Source organism: Acinetobacter kookii, assembly GCF_900096895.1.
GTDB classification, from domain to species: Bacteria; Pseudomonadota; Gammaproteobacteria; order Pseudomonadales; family Moraxellaceae; genus Acinetobacter; species Acinetobacter kookii.
The window spans coordinates 27602-49319 of record NZ_FMYO01000015.1 but is presented as its reverse complement, the minus strand read 5'-3'; the positions used below and the strand labels follow the sequence as shown (position 1 = coordinate 49319).

Annotated in this window: 19 protein-coding genes; 8 read left to right on the top strand and 11 right to left on the bottom strand. The window is 41.3% G+C overall.

Going from position 1 to position 21718, the window contains the following annotated elements:
- Positions 1-354 precede the first annotated feature (354 nt).
- On the bottom strand, positions 355-924 hold the full coding sequence (locus BLP85_RS14315) for a peptidylprolyl isomerase (RefSeq protein ID WP_092820977.1): 570 nt from the start codon (positions 922-924) through the stop codon (positions 355-357).
- Positions 925-1026: 102 nt separating this feature from the next.
- On the opposite strand from BLP85_RS14315, the gene BLP85_RS14310 reads away from it, so the two are divergent.
- Positions 1027-1695, top strand: coding sequence for an acetoacetate decarboxylase family protein (locus BLP85_RS14310; protein ID WP_092820989.1), 669 nt, complete (start codon positions 1027-1029; stop codon positions 1693-1695).
- A 53-nt stretch (positions 1696-1748) separates the two neighbouring features.
- On the opposite strand, the gene BLP85_RS14305 is transcribed toward BLP85_RS14310, so the two are convergent.
- Complete coding sequence (locus BLP85_RS14305) at positions 1749-2819, bottom strand: alpha/beta hydrolase (RefSeq protein WP_092820988.1); 1071 nt, start codon at positions 2817-2819, stop codon at positions 1749-1751.
- 203 nt (positions 2820-3022) lie between these two features.
- Here BLP85_RS14305 and BLP85_RS14300 point away from each other — a divergent pair, with 203 nt between their 5' ends.
- Positions 3023-3538 (top strand): hypothetical protein, encoded by a 516-nt coding sequence (locus BLP85_RS14300; protein ID WP_092820975.1) that lies wholly within the window; start codon positions 3023-3025, stop codon positions 3536-3538.
- Between the two features lie 238 nt (positions 3539-3776).
- On the opposite strand, the gene BLP85_RS14295 is transcribed toward BLP85_RS14300, so the two are convergent.
- Positions 3777-4007: a hypothetical protein gene (locus BLP85_RS14295; RefSeq protein ID WP_092820973.1), complete on the bottom strand. Its 231-nt coding sequence runs from the start codon at positions 4005-4007 to the stop codon at positions 3777-3779.
- Between the two features lie 948 nt (positions 4008-4955).
- On the opposite strand from BLP85_RS14295, the gene grpE reads away from it, so the two are divergent.
- The 5 genes from grpE (at position 4956) to BLP85_RS14270 (ending at position 9679) form a co-directional block, all read left to right on the top strand.
- Positions 4956-5504 (top strand): nucleotide exchange factor GrpE, encoded by a 549-nt coding sequence (gene grpE, locus BLP85_RS14290; protein ID WP_092820971.1) that lies wholly within the window; start codon positions 4956-4958, stop codon positions 5502-5504.
- Positions 5505-5627: 123 nt separating this feature from the next.
- Entirely contained in the window at positions 5628-7571 is a 1944-nt protein-coding gene (dnaK, locus tag BLP85_RS14285; protein ID WP_092820969.1) for a molecular chaperone DnaK, read from the top strand.
- Between the two features lie 119 nt (positions 7572-7690).
- Positions 7691-8125, top strand: a complete 435-nt coding sequence (locus BLP85_RS14280; protein ID WP_092820967.1) for a hypothetical protein — start codon at positions 7691-7693, stop codon at positions 8123-8125.
- A 145-nt stretch (positions 8126-8270) separates the two neighbouring features.
- Entirely contained in the window at positions 8271-9182 is a 912-nt protein-coding gene (locus BLP85_RS14275) for a matrixin family metalloprotease (protein ID WP_092820965.1), read from the top strand.
- Positions 9183-9301: 119 nt separating this feature from the next.
- Positions 9302-9679 carry a hypothetical protein gene (locus tag BLP85_RS14270; RefSeq protein WP_165493289.1) on the top strand — a complete coding sequence of 126 codons (378 nt, stop codon included), beginning with the start codon at positions 9302-9304 and terminating at the stop codon, positions 9677-9679.
- A 92-nt stretch (positions 9680-9771) separates the two neighbouring features.
- Here the strand turns inward: BLP85_RS14270 and erpA are convergent, their stop codons facing one another.
- The 4 genes from erpA to BLP85_RS14250 all read right to left on the bottom strand — a co-directional run bounded on the left by erpA (position 9772) and on the right by BLP85_RS14250 (position 13729).
- On the bottom strand, positions 9772-10107 hold the full coding sequence (gene erpA / locus BLP85_RS14265) for an iron-sulfur cluster insertion protein ErpA (protein ID WP_092820961.1): 336 nt from the start codon (positions 10105-10107) through the stop codon (positions 9772-9774).
- Positions 10108-10224: 117 nt separating this feature from the next.
- Entirely contained in the window at positions 10225-11235 is a 1011-nt protein-coding gene (locus BLP85_RS14260; RefSeq protein ID WP_092820986.1) for a putative solute-binding protein, read from the bottom strand.
- A gap of 240 nt (positions 11236-11475) precedes the next feature.
- On the bottom strand, positions 11476-12486 hold the full coding sequence (locus BLP85_RS14255; protein ID WP_092820959.1) for a putative solute-binding protein: 1011 nt from the start codon (positions 12484-12486) through the stop codon (positions 11476-11478).
- Between the two features lie 235 nt (positions 12487-12721).
- Positions 12722-13729, bottom strand: coding sequence for a putative solute-binding protein (locus tag BLP85_RS14250; RefSeq protein ID WP_092820957.1), 1008 nt, complete (start codon positions 13727-13729; stop codon positions 12722-12724).
- Positions 13730-13969: 240 nt separating this feature from the next.
- On the opposite strand from BLP85_RS14250, the gene BLP85_RS14245 reads away from it, so the two are divergent.
- Complete coding sequence (locus tag BLP85_RS14245) at positions 13970-15904, top strand: ATP-binding cassette domain-containing protein (RefSeq protein WP_092820955.1); 1935 nt, start codon at positions 13970-13972, stop codon at positions 15902-15904.
- Positions 15905-16285: 381 nt separating this feature from the next.
- Here the strand turns inward: BLP85_RS14245 and BLP85_RS14240 are convergent, their stop codons facing one another.
- The 4 genes from BLP85_RS14240 to dnaN all read right to left on the bottom strand — a co-directional run bounded on the left by BLP85_RS14240 (position 16286) and on the right by dnaN (position 21613).
- Positions 16286-16660: a hypothetical protein gene (locus BLP85_RS14240; RefSeq protein WP_092820985.1), complete on the bottom strand. Its 375-nt coding sequence runs from the start codon at positions 16658-16660 to the stop codon at positions 16286-16288.
- A 174-nt stretch (positions 16661-16834) separates the two neighbouring features.
- The gene (gyrB, locus tag BLP85_RS14235) at positions 16835-19303 is read right to left on the bottom strand and encodes a DNA topoisomerase (ATP-hydrolyzing) subunit B (RefSeq protein ID WP_092820953.1); all 2469 of its coding nucleotides are present in this window, start codon (positions 19301-19303) and stop codon (positions 16835-16837) included.
- A 54-nt stretch (positions 19304-19357) separates the two neighbouring features.
- Complete coding sequence (gene recF, locus BLP85_RS14230) at positions 19358-20440, bottom strand: DNA replication/repair protein RecF (protein WP_092820951.1); 1083 nt, start codon at positions 20438-20440, stop codon at positions 19358-19360.
- Between the two features lie 27 nt (positions 20441-20467).
- Positions 20468-21613 (bottom strand): DNA polymerase III subunit beta, encoded by a 1146-nt coding sequence (dnaN, locus tag BLP85_RS14225; RefSeq protein ID WP_092820949.1) that lies wholly within the window; start codon positions 21611-21613, stop codon positions 20468-20470.
- Positions 21614-21718 lie beyond the last annotated feature (105 nt).

The following is a 21718-nucleotide window of genomic DNA, read 5'->3' as shown; positions in this document are numbered from 1 at the left end:
TCGAGTAATTTCTACCATCAATCAATGAAAATAATTTCGATCGATCAACCAGTAAAAATCCACACAAGTTGTTCTTCATAATCTCTTAATGATCTATTTTCTACCTCGTCAGTAGAAAATATAACGCAATACACATCTAACAACTTAACCTGTTCAGCTAAGTTCGTTTGCTGTATCGCGTCGGGATGAGCTCATTATAGGGCAATTTCGTACACGTGCAAGTGCTTTTAACTGATTGTTTTATTAAGTGTTGTATTTTTATGCACTCTTTTGGTTCATTTTTATTCTAATTTAAATATAAACATATAATTTTAAAGCAAAAATATGAATTAAATATTTCTGCTTTATTTTTTATTACTTTTTCTCTTCTGCTGCTTTAATGTTCACACTGATAATTTTCACAGCTTGCTTGGGTACATTTTGATGCATGCCAAAGTTTGCAGTCGGTACTTGGGTGATTTTATCGACCACATCCATGCCTTTAGTGACTTTACCAAACACCGCATAACCGGCATTCATCTGACTTCTGTTTAAAAAGTCATTGTCTACCGTATTAATAAAAAATTGGCTTGTTGCAGAATTGGGCTTGTTGGTTCGTGCCATCGCCAAAGTGCCACGTGCATTCTTTAACCCATTATAAGATTCATTCTGGATGGGTGCTTTGGTCGGTTTCTCTACCATGTTGGCATCCATTCCTCCACCCTGAATCATAAAGCCGGGAATCACCCTGTGAAAAATAGTGCCGTTATAAAAGTTATCTTTTATATAGGCTTCAAAATTTTTTGCAGAAATAGGTGCCTTGTCATTAAATAACTCTATTTCAATATTCCCCATAGACGTTTTCATTTCTACCAAGGTATTTGCAGCCATCACCTGCAAACTCATACATGCAGCACTAATAGCAAATAAGGCTTTATTTAACATTTCTTTACTCTTCTACGTTAAGTTGTAATTGTGAATGTCGATATATTAATCTTTCAATATAAATATAACAGCTTCTCTTTTTGAGATAAAACGAGTATGACAATGAGCAAAGAATTAAACACAACTACTTTTTCCCTTTATCCACCGTGGCATTTACATGGGGATGCTTTTATTTTGAATTACTGGTTAACACCCAAATTTATTGAGCAGCATCAGAATTTTTATATTGCTTCCTCTCCGATTGGCCGCGTGGTACAGGTGATTTTGGTTCGTTATCATGATTCTCCTGTAGGTCCATATGATGAATTGCTGATCTTGGATCATCCTTTAATCAGTAAAAGGCGCTTGTCTTCCATTCCTAAAATTTATGTTTCTACCGAAAGTTCGATGGTCAACGGTCAACACTTTTGGGGAATTCCAAAACAGCTGGCCCAGTTTGAATGGCTCATCCATGATGATGTGGTGTATTGCAAGATTTGCTTTGAACAGCAAGAAATGAGTTTGCACTTGCAGAAATATAAACATAGTCAGACGTTTTATGTGAATAGTCACCATTTACCTGCACGGCTGCTCAATATTTACCAAGCCTGGCAAGGTTTACGCTATCAATTCACTCCACAATTTCGCGGTAAACTCAGCAAATTAAAACAAGCCAGCTGGAAAAACACCCAGGACATTTTCCCTGATTTTTCTCAGGCCCGCTATTTACACAGTTTTTACGTGCCAGAATTTAGCCTCACCTTACCTAAAGCTAAAATTGAGAAAAAATAAAAAAGTGTTTCACGTGAAACACTTTTATTGCAGCTTGTTCTTAAGCTAAACAGCTAAGCGTGTTTATCCCAAAACTTTCTATAGTTTTTACTAATTTCAATAAAATACTTTTTAGCACGATAAGACACGGGTGTTAGATTGGCAAAACCATGCGCTTGATCGCTATATTCCTGATAATGCACCTTCACACCGCGATGACGTAATTTATGGGCATAAATTTCCCCTTCATCATGTAATACATCATGACCAGCAGTCACCACAAACGTAGGGGGTAATTTGTCATGTTTGCCATAGGTCGGGGAAATGAGCGGATCATCCAGTTCAACCTGATGGGTATCTGCATAATAGTGGGTCACAAAATCCACATCTTTACCGGTTAAAACCAGCCCTTCATTATAGGCATAAAATGAAGGATGACGGCTTTTAAAATCCACTGCCGGATAGAGCAGTAATTGGGCTTGTGGTGCATAAACTTTATGGGCAGCTCGTTGTGCAACCACGGTGCTGATATTTCCTCCAGCGCTATCGCCCGCAACTGAAATCCTATTTTTTAAGATTTTAAGCTGCTTTCTATTTTGATAGACCCATGCCAAGGCATCTTCACAGGTCTGAATCAGTTTATTCGGACTTGCTTCAGGGGCTAAAGGATAGTCAATACTCAAAACCTGTACTTTGGCATGTACTGCCAGTAAACGACAGACTTCATCATGCGAATCCAGACTGCCGACAACAAAGCCACCCCCATGAAAATACACCACCATTGGCAATTTTTTAGTGGGTGCAGGATGGTAATGTCGCGCGAAAATGGTTCCACTGTGTAAAGGTAAACGCAGATCTTCCACCTGTTTCACCGGTGTAGGTTTAGCTTTGATGGACTGCATTTGCAAATCAAAGCTTTTACGCGCATGGATAATATCTTCACTCACAAAGCCATTACTGCCACGTCTTAACTGGGCTGCCATCATGCATTGGATTAAGGGATCAAGTTCAGGATACTGGTGGGGATATCTTAAAATTCTAACTAAAGATTTTTGTGCAAAACTGGGTAACCGGTCCAGAGTACGTGCAGCTGTACCTTGACCTTTTTCTAACACGGTCTGTAAAGTTCGGCTAAAAGCAACCATCATTGCATCTTCCTTTTATTTTAATCTTCACATTTTCTACATGGTCAGCCCATGCGTGACCATAATCTTATATAAGTCTAATCATCTGTATACACAGTAAAAACATTCATACGCTAATCTTCTTTTTATACCTTGTCATTGACTATTTCCATGTATATTTCGGAGTGTTTTTGCTACTCCTTGCCACAAGAAGGATACACCTTATGGCTAAAAGACTGATTATACTCTCATTAGCTACGACATTTTTAGCTGTAGGCTGTGTGGCATTTCCTGAAGATGGTGGCTACTACAATGGCGCTTATGATGATCGCTACGACCGTGATTATGATCGGGTTTATGGTTCAAGTTATGACTATCGCTATGAACTTGAGCGGGATCGTCAACGTTGGGAATATCAACAACGCCAAAACCATTTAGAGTTAGAACGCAAAAAACGTGTGTCTGAGCGTCGTCAGTGGGAACAGAACCGCCAGAAACAGTTTGAATGGGAACGTAAAAAACGTGAACAGCAACATCTATTGGAACAGCGGAAAAGAATCGCTGAACAGCGTCGCAATAACCAGTCCGGCTGGAATCACCAAAAGCGTGAAATTGAACGTAAGCGCGCAGAACAGCAGCGTAAAAAGGTGCAGATACGGCAACTGCATAAAGTGCAGGAAAAACGCAGGGATCACCGTCGAGATTCAAATCATCGAGAACATCAGCAGCGTGAGAGATGATCTCATTCCACCCCTGCCAGTTCCTCCCCCTCAATATCCTTTATTTAATGAATCAGCAATCCGGCTTAGTATCGAATACTGTGCTGATAAAATCATGATTCTCTCCGCAACGAAACTTTGCGATATCTCTTAAATAGATGATAGCAAAAGCCGAGCTACCATCTATTGCAACCATCAGCTGAAAGCTTTCTCTAAGACTCTAAGAAGAAATCATCTCATCCTGGCGATAGCCTGGTGATTACTGTGCAGCTTGTGAACTTTGAGAAGCAGAGCCAGAGTGGGTAGCGCCCGCATGAACTGAAGTATCTGCCTGAACGCCAATTCCCCCCGGTTGTGCCTGAGTGGAAACCCCCAGACCTGTGGTAACTTGAGCAGTCTCAGGATTTTGTGTGGTTTCGGCAGAAGTACAACCGACCGCAGTCAATGAAACAGCAATCACGCTTAAAGATAATAAAGCGGTTTTTTTCATCCATATTTTCCTTGTTGGTTAAGTTTATGAAGCAAAGTCCAACTTTGCGCTGCCTATCATTCAAAATTTTTATTGTAACTGCCCACCTGTTGAGTTGTAGTTTTGCGAAATCATGTAATTATTCACTTGTTTTTATAATATTAAAATTCTCAATTGACTTGCTTGTTTCAGCGCAAATTTGACCATTAACATTTTGTATTTAATATTATTAATCCAATTTAAAACTCAGAAATATGACGCATTTCCCCATCCTTTAGATGAGCATTTAAATTGTAAAGATCTATCAAAATCCTGATAAAATTTTGCTAAATAAATACATAAATTCTCTTCTTTTCTGTATTCGGAAAATTTCAGGCAAAAAAAAAAGCTTATCCGGAGATTGGATAAGCCTAGAAAACACATTTCTAAATACCAAGAAGAAACTACAGCGATAGAATCTGGGTTAAATAATAAGCGTACCTAGCAATTTTGTGAAATATATAATTTATAGCATATTGATCGTTTTTAAGTCTAAATAAACATCAAGAAGTTCATTGCTTGCATGCTATGAACTTTCCCATACATATTATTATCAATAGCTTAATTCGGTTCAGACTATTGCAACTGCTATTTCTGCCGTTCACTCCACTATAAATAATAGGCTTACTTAGATCAGGATACGCTAGTCACCAGGGTTCCACCTATGCTCTGCTTAACCGGGTCTAAATCCTGATATTTACCCGCAATCATCACATCATCTGACATTTTATTTTAGAAAAAATAATGCTTTTTAATAATTTTAATCAAATTAAACAGATTTAATTGCTTGTCTCGCTTGAATTTTTAGCGTCTGCCCCGAACTCTGTAGTAATCATGAATTATCACTCATGGCAGTTCAGGATTAACGCGGTTAGCACTGAGGCCAAAAGGACTGACATGTTTAAAAACCCATTCAAACGGAGTAAATCTATGGCAACTGAGCAAAATCAAGACGCTCAAGATCTAGGGCAAGAGCAAGCTGAGCAAAAAACAGCAGAATCTCAAGCTGAAACAGAACAAGCCGCAGTTTCAGTTGAAGATTTACAAGCCCAAATTACCCAGTTGGAAGAAAGTTTAAAACTTGAAAAAGCACGTACAGCCAATGCGGTCTATGAAGCACAAAAAAGTGTAGAACGTATTCAACGTGATGCTGAAAAGCATAAAGAAACGGTGATTGAGAAGTTTGCTAAAGAGTTGCTGGAAACTGTCGACAATTTAGAACGTGCCATTCAGGCGGCTGGTGATATTGAATCGCCATTACTTGAAGGCGTACAACTGACCCATAAATCGTTACTCAGTACGCTGGAAAAATTTAATGTTGTAGAAGTCAACATGAATAACGGTTTCAATGCGGATTTACATCAGGCAGTCGGTATTGCACCTGATGTCAAAGCAGGTGAAATCGGTACTGTATTACAAAAAGGTTATGCCCTTTCAGGCCGTTTATTGCGTCCAGCAATGGTCCTCGTGGGTCAATAAGGTAAAGAAATTCGAGAGTTTTTCTACTTTTTTTCATGCAAACAACTTGAAAAATTTTGAATGGCTCTCATATCGGATAACAAGCAAAAACATTGCAAAAAATAATTTTGAGGAAGCATCCAAATGGCTAAAATCATTGGTATTGACTTAGGTACAACAAACTCTTGTGTTGCCGTACTTGAAGGCGACAAAGTTAAAGTTATCGACAACGCTGAAGGCGCTCGTACCACTCCATCTATTATTGCCTATAAAGATGGCGAAATTCTGGTTGGTCAGTCTGCTAAACGTCAGGCAGTCACAAACCCTAAAAATACATTATTCGCAATCAAGCGTTTGATCGGCCGTAAGTACCAAGACCAAGCGGTACAAAAAGATATCGGTCTGGTACCTTACAAAATCATTCAGGCAGACAATGGCGATGCTTGGGTTGATGTCAACGACAAGAAACTTGCACCACAACAGATCTCTGCTGAAATCTTGAAAAAGATGAAAAAAACTGCAGAAGATTATTTGGGTGAAACAGTCACTGAAGCGGTAATTACCGTTCCTGCATACTTCAACGATGCACAACGTCAAGCAACTAAAGATGCGGGTAAAATTGCCGGTCTTGATGTGAAACGTATCATCAACGAACCAACTGCTGCGGCTCTTGCGTTCGGTATGGACAAGAAAGAAGGCGACCGTAAAGTTGCAGTTTACGACTTGGGTGGTGGTACTTTCGACGTATCAATCATTGAAATTGCGGACCTGGACGGCGACCAGCAAATCGAAGTATTGTCTACAAACGGTGATACTTTCTTGGGTGGTGAAGACTTCGATAACGCGTTAATTGAATTCCTGGTTGAAGAATTCAAGAAAGAACAAAGCGTGAACCTGAAACAGGATCCACTGGCATTACAGCGTTTGAAAGAAGCGGCTGAAAAAGCAAAAATCGAGCTTTCTTCTTCTAATGCAACTGAAATCAACCTTCCATACATCACTGCAGATGCGACTGGTCCTAAACACTTGGTGATCAACGTAACGCGTGCAAAACTTGAAGGTTTGGTGGCTGACCTGGTTGAACGTACTATTGAACCTTGCCGTATTGCGCTTAAAGATGCCGGTCTTTCAACTTCCGACATCTCTGACGTGATTCTGGTGGGTGGTCAGTCGCGTATGCCACTTGTACAACAAAAAGTACAAGAATTCTTTGGTCGTGAGCCACGTAAAGACGTGAACCCGGACGAAGCGGTTGCAATTGGTGCTGCAATTCAAGGTGCGGTATTGTCTGGTGACAAAACTGACGTATTGCTTCTTGATGTAACTCCATTGACTCTTGGTATTGAGACGATGGGCGGCGTGTTAACAGCAATCATCGAGAAAAACACCACGATTCCTGCGAAGAAATCTCAAGTGTTCTCAACTGCTGCAGACAACCAGCCAGCTGTAGACATTTCGGTTTACCAAGGTGAACGTAAGATGGCTCAACAAAACAAATTGTTGGGTAACTTCCAGTTAGGCGATATCCCACCTGCTCCACGTGGTGTGCCACAAATTGAAGTATCGTTCGACATCAATGCTGACGGTATCTTGAAAGTGTCTGCAAAAGACAAGAGCACGGGTAAAGAGCAATCAATTCAAATTAAAGCAAACTCTGGTTTGAGCGATGCTGAAATTGAAGCGATGATCAAAGATGCTGAAGCAAATGCTGAAGAAGACCGTAAGTTCGAAGAACTTGCAAAAGCACGTAACGAAGCTGATGCTTTGGTTTCTAGCGCGCAAAAAGCAGTAAAAGATTTGGGTGAACAAGTGACTGCTGACGAAAAAACTGCGGTTGAAACTGCGGTTTCTGAACTTGAAGCTGCAACCAAAGAAAATGACGTTGAAGCGATCAAAGCAAAAACTGAAGCACTGCAAAACATCATCATGCCGATCACTCAACGCGCTTATGAAGCTGCGCAAGGTGCTCAAGGCGGCGCGCAAGGTTTTGACCCAAATGCATTCCAAGGTGATGCGGGTCAACAACAAAAAGCGGATGACGGCGTTGTAGATGCTGAGTTCACTGAAGTTAAAGATGACAAAAAATAATTTGTCGAATTAACAGAAAAAAGACCGCGCAAAAGCGCGGTTTTTTTTGGTTATCTTATAGGCAACAGGATGGATTTTGACTAACATATAATTATATAAATTACTTAAAAAATAAAAATATGCATAATTTTATCAAGCTTCTACTGATTGCTTCTGGCTTTGCAATCATGATGCTCTACCCGATGGGCAATCTGTTTATCGTATTACCCTCGAGTGTTTTTCTTTCTCCATTTAATTATTTGCAAGCTTTAGGTATAGAGGCGGCCTTTGCTCTTGGTTTCCTAATATCAGCAATAGTGTTGCTGATATTATCGGTACCTCAGCGCTACCCTTATGGAAAAGGCTTTATCTTATTGGGCTTGGGATTAATCAGCTATATTATTTTCCAGGTGTATAAATATGAAGTGAGCTTCTATGCTTTCAATCATCGAAATGTGAATTCTTACCATGTTAAATATTTAATTGAACTTATTATTTTTTTATTTAATTTTGTAGGTCTAATCTTCATCTATCATTCTAATTTGCCTAAACAAATTGATCAGTTTAAAAAATAAAGCTTAGGATGCTAAATTTCCTGAACTTAAGCATGACAAAAAATAATGTATCGAATTTAAAAAAGACCGCACAAAAGCGCGGTTTTTTGATTTTTATTTTTGCTTAATTGTTATACAGTATAAAAAATAATGTTTTTAAGCTTTTATGCGCTTAGTGCTACTCAGCCTTTTGGTCATCTTTCTTTTAGGCATGACCTATCAAACCCGAAATCATCCCCAAATTCGCAACAACAAGCTGCTGGATCGTATACAGCATCCTTTCGATACCCGGTTACGTTACCGCATTGCTGAAGTTGATCCGCGTTTTGGCCTGAGTGAAAATGAACTGAAACAGATCAGCCAGCAAGCCATTGACATCTGGAAAGCAGGTACAGGCCAAGACTATTTTGTTTATGATCCCGATGCCCAGCTCACCATCCATTTAATTTATGACCAACGCCAAGATGAATCGATGCAACGTCGCCAGCAAATCGGACAGATTCAACACAACCAGCAAGTGTGGGTCAATAAAAACCAGCAACTGAAGCAATTCAAAGATGAGCTAGATCGTACCAATGCCATGCTCGAAGCGAGAAAACACCAATTAGGTCTGCAGTTACAACAATACAATCAGCAGATAGCCGTCATTAATCAGCATGGCGGAATCCCGCCTTCAGAACGTGACCAGCTCATGCAGCAGCAAAATCAATTACAACAGCAAATTTTTGTACTGCAGCAGGAAATCAATATTTATAATCAGAAAATCCAGCAACTCAATCTGCAGGTCGATGACCTGAATCAGCTTAATCAACAGATTGATAGTTCTGTAAAAAGCTTTAATCAGCGCTTTCAGCCGCGATTATTTGATAAAGGTTCGTTTAATGGCAAGCAAATTAATATCTACGAATTTGAATCCGTTGAAGATTTACGCTTGACGCTGGCACATGAATTTGGCCATGCATTAGGCTTGAAACATAATCAGGACCCACAAGCGCTGATGTATCCGCTCATGAAAGATCAAAACATGCAAAATTTCCGCTTGTCCGCTGCTGATATTGCCTTGTTACAGGCGCGTTAGGCCCAACTTGAGATACAATGCAAAAAAACCTTACTTTTTATAAATCTATGAATAGTAAGATATCGGCAATCAGGCAAATTTCATGTTATGGTAATAACAAGAAATGACAACAGAAACCTGTGGAGATGCATGTGAGTTACTACCATATACTTATTGAAGTAAATGATCACATCAGTACGATTGAGCAGACTCGCGATATTGAAATTTTTGATATTATTGAGATTCAGCCTTATCTCCATTCTATTCTTTTGCCTTATTTCAATGAGCAACAGATTGAACTTGAAGATGAAAATATTGAATATAAAGATATTCTACATTTACAAGTCAAACAGACCCTGTTGCCTATTCAAGATTTGATTGAAGAAGAACAGCGCTTATTGCCAAGCGATACCGATATCACCATTAGCGCTTATGAAATTTTTAACAATCGCGATTTAAGCCAAGATGTAACTACCGTTATTTTTGATATTTTAGAAGCAGCTAAACTACAAGCTTAATCATTTAAATAGCTTGAAACTGCAATTTAGCAAGCTGAACTGCAATAAAAAAGCCCTCATGTTTGGAGGGCTTTTTATATTTGATTATTCGCTTAAATTGAGAAAGATGAACCACAACCACAGGTTGTTGTTGCATTGGGGTTGTTCACGATAAAACGTGAACCTTCCAGACCTTCTACATAATCAACTTCCGAACCGACAAGATATTGATAGCTCAGTGAATCGACCAGCATTTTCACATCGCCATTGACAAATTCAGCATCATCTTCATTCATGCTTTCAGCAAAGTTAAAGCCATAAGAGAAACCGGAACAACCGCCACCTGTAACATAAACGCGTAACATTAATTCTTGGTTGCCTTCGCTATCACGCAATTGGCGTACTTTATTCGCAGCATTGTCGGTCAGCACCAGAGCTTGGGCATTCATGTGGGATTCCTCTGTTCAATTCAGGTGTCTTGAAATATAAAAGACCATATATCAAGTATAGCATACCCAATATATGGTCAGTATTTACAGATTTAAAGTTAAATCAGACTATTTTTCTCAAGATTGTTTGTAGTTTTCATCCGGCAGACTACATTCGAAATTCTTTGGATCTTGCTTACAACGGAATTGCCAGAGCAACTTCATCATCCGTTTATCATAAACACCGCGTTTGGTTAAATCCACTCGCGACTCGCGCATGAGTTTTTGATAGCCTGCCTTATCTGCTTCAGGAATTTGCATCCAGTATTTTTGCGGAATATCGGCTTTCATTTTGCCTAAAATCCCGAAGGCACGAGGTAACTGGCTTTTGACCCATTCACGTGACTTTTGCCCATATCCTGCCGGAAATTTATTTGGACGAATAATCACATTACCAGTCACCTGTAAAATAGGATAATTCACAATTGCACCCTTATTCCCTAAGCCTTTATAAAGTTCTAAAGGTTTAAAGACGGCAGCAGGTGCACCAATAATATCGACTTGGCCATTGTTAAATTTAGCGCCAAAATTGGTGACATCTGCACTAATTGCCTGTGCACCCACTTGCTGAACCATAATTTTTTGCGCTTCGTCGTAATCAAGTACGGCAATTTTTTTACCTGCGGCTTTCGCTACAGTATTGATATTACGGTCGTTGACCATTAAAAAGGCATCACCGACTGGAATTACACCGACCACTTCATATTTACTATTCACCATATGTTTGGCAAAAGTCGGACTGGCTAAACCCTGCATGACTTTTACCGCCAGTTTTAAATCGGGAATCGCACCAATGGCATCCAGTGAACCGGTAAAATGGTTAAACTGACGACCGCGCATACCGGTCACACTAATCCCGTCACACTTTCCAGCTTTAAAATCCTCAGCGATGACCGCTTCGTTCTGGCCTACACGCAATTCAATATCGGCACCCCAATTTTTGGCTGCCAATTGATAATCTTTCATCAGGGCAAAAACATCACCACTTTTACCCACTAAATCAAATACGCAAATCACTTGTTTAGCTTGAGTCATACTGGTAACTGCACATAAACCCAGACCAAGCAGCAGTGTTTTAGACCATGGCATCATGATTTTTTTCTTCCTTGTATCATTATTTTATTCAATCTTGGATTGAATGGTTTTTTGCTTTTTTTTATTCATCAGCCATTAGCGGTTGGTCTTGAAGACCTTTTTTTGAGGCTGATCAAAATTTTACTGTTTTTTAAAGATTACGACTTTTTTTACTCACCACAATGGCAAAGATGACAAAATCCAAGCGACAAAAAAGCCCAGATTTAATCTAGGCCTTCCTTTTATAAATCAATATCATTCACCACCAAGTGAACATTCGAAATTCGCTTTATCGACAGAACAGCGGGCCTTTTTCAAAATCCCCATCATGCCTGCATCATAAATACCACGTTTGGTCATATCCATACGGCCTTCACGCAATAATTTCTGGTATTTGGTTTTATCTTCTGCATTCAGGTTCAATTTAAACTTGGCTGGAATATTGGCTTCCAGACGATTAATCAGGGCAAAACTTTTTGGTAAGTTTTTCACAAACCAATCACGTGATTTTTGACCAAAGCCTGCCGGAAATTGGTCTGGACGGATCACAAAATCTGCGGTCACCTGGAGTACAGGGAAATTAAACATTGCACCATTGGAACCTAAACCTTTATAGATTTCTAAAGGCTTATACGCATAGGCTGGTGCACCCACCATATCTACCTGTCCATTATTGAATTTTGCGACAAAGTTAGATACGTCAGAGATCACCGCTTGCGCCCCTACACGCTGCACCATAATTTTTTGTGCATCGTCATAACCCAATACGGCAAATTTTTTGCCTGCTGCTTTTTCAATCGAGTCAATCTGTTTATCACGTACAAAAATAAAAGCCGAACCTAAAGGTGAAATACCCGCCACTTCATATTTTTTGCCGCCTAAATTACTGACCATTTTCGGCGCATTACGTTTATCCAAAGCAAAAGTGATGGCACGCTGAGCAATCGCATTACTGGGTGCACCACCGAGAGCATCAATAGAGCCTACGAATTTGTTGTATTGACGAGCACGCATCGCGGTCATAAACACGCCGTCACATTTACCGGCTTTAAAGTCATTATCTGCAACTGCTTCATCTTGACGTGGAATAAGATTAATCTCCGCGCCCCATCCTTTGGCAGCCAGTGCCCATTCCTGAGCCATTTGAAAAGATTCACCCGATTTACCCAGTAAATCGAATACACATACATCGACTTTAGCAGCTTGCGCTGTGCTCGCTAAGCCGACAGCAGCAAATGTTGCCAATGTAAAAATCGTTTTTTTCATTATTTAGGTCCTTTTGGAATCTTGTTGTTTGACGAGTATCCGTTCACGCCACAAATATTAAGCAAGTTCATTCTAAAAAAATAGAGCATTTACTCCAATTAATCAGGCTTAAAATGCCAATATTTTTTCTATTTTTTAAGTTCACAATAAAAATCATAAGCTTATGTAATAACGATTTTTAGCTATAATTTATGGAATTTGCGCTATTTTACAAATAAATACAATAATGATGTCTTTATTCACCGCTTAATGAACACTCAAAGTTGGTTCGTTCCACAGTACAACGGGCTTTTTTCAGTACCGTCATCATAGTCGGTTCATAAATTCCTTGCCTGGTCAGGTCTAAACGTCCATCCCGCAATAATTTCTGATATTTATCATGATCTTCCTTGGTTAAATTAACTTTATATCTGGCAGGAATTCCTGCTTCCAGGCGCTGCACCATCGCAAAGCTTTTCGGTAAAAGCTTTATAAACCAGCTACGCGATTGGTCTGCAAAACCTTCAGGAAATTTTTCCGGGCGAATCACCAGATCAGCAGTCACATTGACCACTGGAAAATTAATCATGGCCCCGTTAGAGCCTAAACCCTTATAAATTTCTAGCGGCTTAAAAGCATAAGCAGGTGCCGCAATCATGTCGACTTCACCATTGTTGAATTTTTTCACAAAATTAGAAATATCAGACATCACCGGTACGGCACCGATACGCTGGACAACAATTTTTTGCGCCTGATCATAATGCAGAATCGCAAATTTTTTACCTTTTGCTTTCTCTATAGAATTAATTGATTTATCGCGTACAAAAAGATAAGCGGTACCAATTTGCCCAATCCCTGCCACCTCATATTTTTCATTGGCAATGGTACTGATCAGCCGCTTTTTATTGCGTTTGTCTAACACAAAAGCAATGGCTTTTTGTGCAATCTGATTACTTGGAACGCCACCGAGTGCATCAATTGAACCGGCAAATTTGTTATAGGCACGGGCGCGCATTGAGGTCATGTAAAAGGCATCACAGACACCGGCTTTAAAATCTTTTTCTATTTTTGCTTCATCTTGATAGGATATTAAATTGACATCAGCCCCCCAATTTTTACTGGCTAAGCCCCATTCTTCAATTAATTTATAGGACTCACCAGCTTTACCGAGTAGATCGAATACACAGATATTTTGTTTTGCCTGAGCCAAGCCTGAAAAACTCAAAAGTGTGAGTGTTGATAAAATAAAAGTTCCTTTATTCATAATACCCCTTCTTCTTTTTTCACTTATTCCTCTTAGAAAATCACTATAGTTTTGTTTTAATAGTAAAAATAGCATTAGCACTATCTTTCTGACAAAAGGCTGTTTTTTGCACAATTTGTCACATTTTTCTTAATTTACTGAAAATCATCCCTTTATAAAAAAGAATCATGCACTGCCTTTTTATTTTCTGAGCCGCTTCCTTTAGAATACGCTCACCATTCTTCTCATTTAGATATTTCAATGATTCAGTTAGATCAACTTTCTATACGTCGCGGTGGACGTGTTTTATTTCAAAAAGCGTCTATGCAGCTACATCCAGGATGGAAAATTGGCCTAACCGGTGTCAATGGCGCAGGAAAATCGACCTTGTTTGCGGCATTGTTGGGTGGAATGGAATCGGATGGTGGTTCTCTAACCCGTCCTGCTGCCTGGACGGTGGCCCATATGGCCCAGGAAATTAAAGCGCTGGAGATGAAAGCCATCGATTTTGTCCTGTCCGGAGATGAAGAATATTGGGACATCCAGCACAAACTGGAACATCCTGAAGACCTCAATAATGAGGAATTAGCGCATTTATATGGTCGTTTTGATGAAATTAATGGCTACTCTGCTCCATCCAAAGCATCACAATTGATGGCCGGTCTGGGCTTCTTTGAACATCAGTCTCAACTGGATGTTTCAAGTTTTTCGGGTGGCTGGCGCATGCGTTTAAATCTGGCCCGAACCCTGATGAGCCGTTCCGACTTGCTGTTACTGGATGAACCGACCAACCATCTCGATTTGGATGCGATTTTATGGCTGGAAGACTGGCTAAAAGCCTATGAAGGCACCCTGATTTTAATTTCGCATGACCGTGATTTTCTGGATGCCGTTACCGATCATATTTTACATATCGAAAATCAGGAGTTGACGCTCTATACCGGAAATTATTCTACCTTTGAACGTACCCGTAGTGAACGTCTGGCACAACAACAGCAAGCCTATGAAAAGCAGCTTGAAACACGGGCACATTTACAAAAATTTATTGACCGCTTTAAGGCCAAAGCCACCAAAGCCAAACAGGCACAAAGCCGGATTAAACAATTAGAACGCATGCAGGAACTTTCTGCTGCACATGTGGATACACCGTTTACCTTCAGTTTCCGTGAACCGACTAAAATGAGCTCACCGCTGCTGCAACTGGAACATGCAGATATTGGCTATGGAGACAAGCTAATTGTAACCAACGTCAATTTGCAAATCACACCCAGCAGCCGGATTGGTTTACTCGGGATGAATGGTGCCGGTAAATCGACACTGATCAAATCTTTGGTGGGTGATCTGAAACTGCTCAAAGGGACGCGCAAAGATTCTGAATTGCTGAATATTGGTTATTTTGCCCAGCATCAAATGGACGCCCTGGATGGGAGTGCCAGCCCAATGCTGCAATTGTCACGAATCGCGGACAAGAAAATCAGTGAAGCAACTTTACGTTCATTCCTCGGCAGCTTTGGTTTTAGTGGCGAACGTATGGACACCCCAAGTGAAGGCTTCTCCGGCGGTGAACGTGCGCGTCTAGCTTTGGCTTTAATTGTCTGGCAACGTCCTAACGTGTTGATTCTGGATGAACCGACCAACCATCTGGACCTTGATATGCGTCATGCCCTGACCATGGCCTTACAAGACTTTGAAGGTGCTGTGGTGTTGGTATCGCATGAGCGTCAATTGATTGCCAGCGTCTGTGATGAATTGTTGCTCGTCCACAATGGTCAATGCCGTGAATTCGATGGTGATCTGGTCGCCTATGCAGACTGGTTACGCCAGGCACGGATTGACCTGATGAAAAATGGCCAGAAACCTGCTGAACCCGTGAAATCACAAGTAGAAGTAAAACCGGCAATTTCAAAACTCGATAAAGAAGCTCAACGTAAAGAAACCGCACGCCGCCGTGAACTGAGCCGCCCGATTCGTAAAAATATTGAAAAAAATGAAGCACAGATCAGCAAGCTGCAACCACGTTTGGCTGAAATTGAAGTATTACTGGGTGATACGGCAATGTATGAAGCAAATCGTAAAGATGATCTACTCAAGCTGATGAATGAGCAAACTCAGTTAAAAAGCCTGCTGGAAACGGTGGAAGAACAGATGCTAGAGTTGATGATGGAACTGGAAGAGCTTGAAAGTTCTTTTGAATAAGGCATTTTTTCCATTCTTAAGCAAAGCTAAAGTGATGCTTATTTTATGATCGCAGCACAATATTTAAGGTGTGCTGCGATTTTTTAATTTTTCTACACAACCATTCTTATAGCCATTTTAGCCCGCTATGGTGACCTATTGCAGCTGAAACAAGCTGATCCAGTCTTAGACTGAAAAATTACCTTTAAATAAATTTTAAATTCAAAACCTGCCTTTTAAATTTAAAGTTTTTATCCACAACCACTCAAAATTCAAGTTTAAATTTAAAATAAAAGATCGTTTTATGCTGTGGATAAGTTATTTTTCACTTTTCTATTGAGCTAAAATGGCAGTTTAAAAACTTATCCACACAAAGCTTTCCACTATGTTGGTCGTTTAAAATTAGTTTTTTGACTTATCTTGAGCTGTTTTTTTGCGTTTTAAAAACCTGAGTTCGATTATTTTCCAGACGCCCTCCCTGACCCATAATTCCCGAATCTGTTTCTGATCCTGCAAACCAATCAAGACCTGGCAATGCTTTAAATCTTTATCATAATCAAATTCTTCAAACTCAACTGCGAGTTTTTGGGGCTTCCAGACACCATTTTTTACAGCATGCGCAATCCGGTCATAACGGACAAAATTGCTTTCCACACGACCTTCCTGCTCGTAGACCACTTTGAACTGTTCATGTTCATACTGAGCCAGAACCTCGTAATCTCCGCTAAAAAAGGCCTGAGTCCAGATATCGCGGATCTGTTTCAATTCTTGATCCATAGCGCCCACCTCGTCATATTGCATGATGATTTCCTCTTGCTTAGAGTCATCATGACAGAGGAATACGTCATTTTAATAAAAATAAAGATGGCTAAAAGTTAATCGGATTAAGATAAAAATAGCATAAAAAAAGCACCCCGAAGGATGCTTTTTACAATTTCACTCATCAATGCATCAAGCGTCAATATCCGCATTCAAGGCATTTTCTTCAATGAAGGCACGACGCGGTTCCACATCATCTCCCATCAAGCAGGAGAACATGCGGTCTGCCTCAATAGCATCTTCAATGGTCACTTGCAGCATGTTACGGTTTTCAGGATCCATGGTGGTTTCCCACAGCTGTTCCGCATTCATCTCGCCCAAGCCTTTATAGCGCTGGATCATCATACCACGACGTGAGTCGGATAAAATGTGCTGCCAAACCTGATGGAAAGTCGATACCTGGATCTTGCGATCACCTTTCTGCAAATAAGCGCCTTCTTCAAGCAAGCTAAACCAGCTCTTTGAATTTTGCAGCAAACGCTTGTATTCACTTGAACCGAGCAATCCGGCATCCAGTAAATAATGATGCGGCAAGTTGTGTACATAAACTGTTACGCGTGGCCAGTAATGTGCCACTTTGCTACCGTCTGCATGTTCTTTTTCAAACAGTTCAAGCGTGATTTCAGGGCGTAAACTCGGCTGTTGAACTTCAATGGCTGCACGCAACTGTTCAGCCCACTGTTTTACATAGTCTTCGTCATGGCTATGGTCGAGCTTGAATGCTTCCAGGCCCAGTAAACCGTCCAGCAAGCTTGCTGGATAACGTAGCGTTAAACGTTGCAAGCTCTTTTGTGAAGTCTGATAGTCAGCAATGACTTTTGCTAAAGATTCACCACGAATAGCCGGAGCCTCACTGCTTACATGCAGTTCCAGCTCATCAATTGCGTTAGAAATGAGATAGGTTTCAAGCGCATCATTATCTTTAATGTACTGCTCTTGCTTGCCTTTTTTCAGTTTATATAACGGTGGCTGTGCAATATAGATATAGCCGCGTTCCACCAGTTCAGGCATTTGACGGAAGAAGAAGGTCAACAGCAGCGTACGGATGTGCGAACCGTCGACGTCAGCATCAGTCATGATGATGATTTTGTGATAACGCAATTTGTCCGGATTGTACTCTTCGCGGCCAATACCACAGCCCAGTGCCGTAATCAGCGTACCCACTTCCTGACTCGAGATCATCTTGTCAAAACGTGCACGTTCTACGTTCAGGATTTTACCTTTTAGCGGTAGAATTGCCTGCATCTTACGGTTACGGCCCTGTTTTGCAGAACCGCCCGCAGAGTCACCTTCGACCAGGTACAGTTCAGACAATGCCGGGTCTTTTTCCTGGCAATCTGCCAGTTTGCCTGGTAAACCTGCAATATCCAGTGCGCTCTTACGACGGGTCATTTCACGCGCTTTACGCGCCGCATCACGCGCACGTGCCGCGTCGATAATTTTACCCGCAATTGCTTTGGCCGCTGTTGGGTTTTCCAGAAGATATTCAGCAAATGATTTATTCATTGCCTGTTCTACGGCGGGCTTCACTTCACTGGAAACCAGTTTTTCCTTGGTTTGTGAAGAGAATTTCGGATCAGGCACTTTAACCGAAACAATCGCGGTCAAGCCTTCACGCGCATCATCACCAGAAACGTTCACTTTCTCTTTTTTGAGCAAGTTTTCACTTTCCATATAGCTGTTTAAACCACGGGTCAAAGCTGCACGGAAACCGGCTAAATGCGTCCCCCCATCTTTTTGGGGAATGTTGTTGGTAAAACAGCGTACGTTTTCTTGATAAGTGTCGTTCCATTGCAAGGCAACTTCCACACCAATGCCATTGTCTGCCTGAACAGTAAAATGAAAGATATCATTCAGATGGGTTTTGCCCTGGTTGATATATTTCACAAATTCAGACAAACCGCCTTCATAATCAAACACATGCTCCGCATCGATACGTTCATCACGTAGCACAATACGTACACCCGCATTTAAAAATGAAAGTTCACGTAAACGGCGCGCCAAAATATCAACATTGAAAATGGTTTGACTGAAGGTCTCGGCACTTGGCCAGAAACGCACTGTTGTCCCGGTTTTATCGGTATCGCCCACGACTTTGAGTGGATAGACCGGGTCACCATGTTTATATTCTTGTTGGTGGATATGGCCAGCTCTGTGAATGGTCAATTCCAGTTTGCTGGACAGGGCGTTGACGACCGAAACCCCGACACCGTGCAAACCGCCAGAAACTTTATAGCTGTTATCGTCAAACTTACCGCCGGCATGCAGAATGGTTAAAATCACTTCAGCTGCAGACACGCCTTCTTCAGGGTGAATATCGGTCGGAATACCACGGCCGTTATCGGATACGCTGACAGACTCATCTTCATGAATGGTCACCAAGATTTCGTCACAGTGACCTGCCAAGGCTTCATCAATGGCGTTATCGACCACTTCAAACACCATGTGATGTAGGCCCGAGCCATCGTCAGTATCACCAATATACATACCTGGACGCTTACGCACAGCATCGAGGCCTCGTAACACCTTGATACTAGAGGAATCATAAGCCTTTTCATGGGTTGGTTCTGTTTGAGAAGCAGCTTGATCTTCTGAACTCATGGTTTCTCCCTAGTGAAATATAGGTCTATCCAAAGATGGGTAAAATTTAAAAAGTTATTGCACAACAACCTGAACTTGACCATTTTCAACTTTGAATAATTGATATGAAATAGACAAATCATGTAAATGTTTTTTGACCGATTCATGCTCTAAAGTGGTAATAAAAACTTGACTACCCAGCTGGCTCAATCGCTCAATTAATCGTCGTTGTGCAGTTAAATCTAATTCTGCTGTCAGATCATCTAATAATACCACAGTTTCCTTATTACAGGCATGCAGCATTGCAATCTGTGACAGTTTTAAAGCCATAATCAGGAGCTTTTTCTGGCCGCGTGAAAGCACTACATCGGCATCGCCCATGGCTGTTTTTAAACGTAAATCTGCACGATGCGGTCCATATTCGGTATAACGGCGATCGACATCTTTCTGATGATGCGCAGTCAGGTCATGCAGCAGGCCCTGTTCGGTATGAAAGCCGGGACTATATTCCAGTTCAACCGCAAGATTGGGCAGCAAATGCTGCAAATCCTGCTCAAAATAAACCTTCCACTGCTCGACAATGCCGCTACGCTGCGAATTCAGCATTTCGCCATATTCCGCCAGCATTTTGTTCCACGGTTCCAGATCCTGCAAACTGAGATTTCTGTTCGATTTCAGCAAACTGTTGCGTTGCTTTAAGGCACGGGCATAGTACTGCCAGGCATGATAAAAATCCGGTTCCACGTGGAACATCAGCCAGTCCAGCAATTGCCGGCGCGGTTTGGCCCCATAATCGATAATATCGGTACTTTGTGGGTCAATATGCTGTAAAGGCAGGATTTTGGCCAGTTGCCCTTGGGTAGCAATATGATCGCCATTGACCTTAATCAGCTGTTCACCGGAGAGCAGCTTTTGCATGCCGATTTTTTCCGTTGCCGATTGTGCAAACACAATCGCGTCGCCGGTTTCATGCTGAATATAATTTTTCGGAATATGGGTACGAAAAGAACGTCCGGTCGCCAGCAGATGAATGGCTTCCAAAATCGAGGTCTTGCCTGAACCGTTTTGCCCGTAAAAGACATTAAACGGCTGCAACTCCTGGAGTGCAACCGTCTTTAAGTTTCGAACACGTTCTATATTTAAACGCGTAATATGCATGGTTAAATCTGATTCAATAGCGTTGAATTAAACACGCATTGGCATTACAACATAGGTCTGATCCTGTTGTGCCGGATCATGCACCAATACCGACTGGTTGGCTTCAGTCATGGTCATGGCGACATCTTCACCATCCAACACATTCAGCACATCAAGCAGATATTGTGCATTGAAAGACATTTCCATCGGTGCATCGGCATACTGAATGGCCAAATCTTCAATCGCTTCATCTTGCTCCGGGTTATTGGCACGCAGCTGCAAAGAATCGGCACCAAAATTCAGGAACACGCCACGTAATTTTTCATTACTGAGAATGGCCACACGCTGCAAGGATTGCTTGAATACGTCATGCGCGATCAATACGTTTTTATCACCACCACGTGGAATCACACGACGGTAATCCGGGAATTTTCCATCAATCAGTTTAGTCGTGAAACGAACGGTAATATCACCCTGCTCTTTATCGCGGCTTGGGGTGCTAATGGTCACATTTAACAGTTCACGGCCAATCAATAAAGACAATTGCTCATCTTCAATGCTGAGCAGACGCTGTAACTCGGCAACCGCTTTACGAGGCACAATCGCCTGGATAGGCTGAGTTGCAGTAGATTGTGCAACAGTTTCACACAGCGCAAGGCGATGACCATCAGTCGTTACAGCACGCAACTGATTTTGGTCAATTTCAAGCAGTGTTCCGGTTAAATAAAAACGTACATCCTGTACCGCCATTGCAAAAGCCGTTTTTTCAAACAGGCGTTTTAATTCGCGCTGAGTCACGGTCACTTGCGTACCTTGGGCATTTTCGGTACTTAACAACGGGTAGTCTTCAGCTGGCAAAGTCCCCAGTACAAAGCGGCTATTGCCTGATTTTAAAATACAGCGATCTTCAGTAATTTGCAGGTCAATCAATGCCGCAGCAGGCAAGGATTTACAGATATCCATCAGTTTACGTGCCGGTACAGTGGTTTCACCCACCTGCAGGCAAGCCCCTTCAGCCAGGGTGGTACTGGCCACCAGTTCCACTTCCAGATCAGAACCGGTAATGGTTAAGGATTCATTATTTACTTGAATTTTGACGTTAGACAGAATGTTTAAAGTATGGCGACGTTCAACCGCTCCTACGACATGTGACAGAACATTAAGTAAGCTTTCTTTCGCGATTTTTAAACGCACGGTACATTCCTCTAACAACTGAAGATGAAAATAAATAAATGTGTTTTTTAGCAGTGTACTATGCGGCAGAATATGCCGCATTGCAAGAATAGAATTTGATCAATT

Bases quoted from the DNA above. Each gene is read 5' to 3' on its own strand.
- BLP85_RS14315 (WP_092820977.1), bottom strand. From the start codon at position 924: ATGTTAAATAAAGCCTTATTTGCTATTAGTGCTGCATGTATGAGTTTG.
- BLP85_RS14310 (WP_092820989.1), top strand. From the start codon at position 1,027: ATGAGCAAAGAATTAAACACAACTACTTTTTCCCTTTATCCACCGTGG.
- BLP85_RS14305 (WP_092820988.1), bottom strand. From the start codon at position 2,819: ATGGTTGCTTTTAGCCGAACTTTACAGACCGTGTTAGAAAAAGGTCAA.
- BLP85_RS14300 (WP_092820975.1), top strand. From the start codon at position 3,023: ATGGCTAAAAGACTGATTATACTCTCATTAGCTACGACATTTTTAGCT.
- BLP85_RS14295 (WP_092820973.1), bottom strand. From the start codon at position 4,007: ATGAAAAAAACCGCTTTATTATCTTTAAGCGTGATTGCTGTTTCATTG.
- grpE (WP_092820971.1), top strand. From the start codon at position 4,956: ATGGCAACTGAGCAAAATCAAGACGCTCAAGATCTAGGGCAAGAGCAA.
- dnaK (WP_092820969.1), top strand. From the start codon at position 5,628: ATGGCTAAAATCATTGGTATTGACTTAGGTACAACAAACTCTTGTGTT.
- BLP85_RS14280 (WP_092820967.1), top strand. From the start codon at position 7,691: ATGCATAATTTTATCAAGCTTCTACTGATTGCTTCTGGCTTTGCAATC.
- BLP85_RS14275 (WP_092820965.1), top strand. From the start codon at position 8,271: ATGCGCTTAGTGCTACTCAGCCTTTTGGTCATCTTTCTTTTAGGCATG.
- erpA (WP_092820961.1), bottom strand. From the start codon at position 10,107: ATGAATGCCCAAGCTCTGGTGCTGACCGACAATGCTGCGAATAAAGTA.
- BLP85_RS14260 (WP_092820986.1), bottom strand. From the start codon at position 11,235: ATGCCATGGTCTAAAACACTGCTGCTTGGTCTGGGTTTATGTGCAGTT.
- BLP85_RS14255 (WP_092820959.1), bottom strand. From the start codon at position 12,486: ATGAAAAAAACGATTTTTACATTGGCAACATTTGCTGCTGTCGGCTTA.
- BLP85_RS14250 (WP_092820957.1), bottom strand. From the start codon at position 13,729: ATGAATAAAGGAACTTTTATTTTATCAACACTCACACTTTTGAGTTTT.
- BLP85_RS14245 (WP_092820955.1), top strand. From the start codon at position 13,970: ATGATTCAGTTAGATCAACTTTCTATACGTCGCGGTGGACGTGTTTTA.
- BLP85_RS14240 (WP_092820985.1), bottom strand. From the start codon at position 16,660: ATGGATCAAGAATTGAAACAGATCCGCGATATCTGGACTCAGGCCTTT.
- gyrB (WP_092820953.1), bottom strand. From the start codon at position 19,303: ATGAGTTCAGAAGATCAAGCTGCTTCTCAAACAGAACCAACCCATGAA.
- recF (WP_092820951.1), bottom strand. From the start codon at position 20,440: ATGCATATTACGCGTTTAAATATAGAACGTGTTCGAAACTTAAAGACG.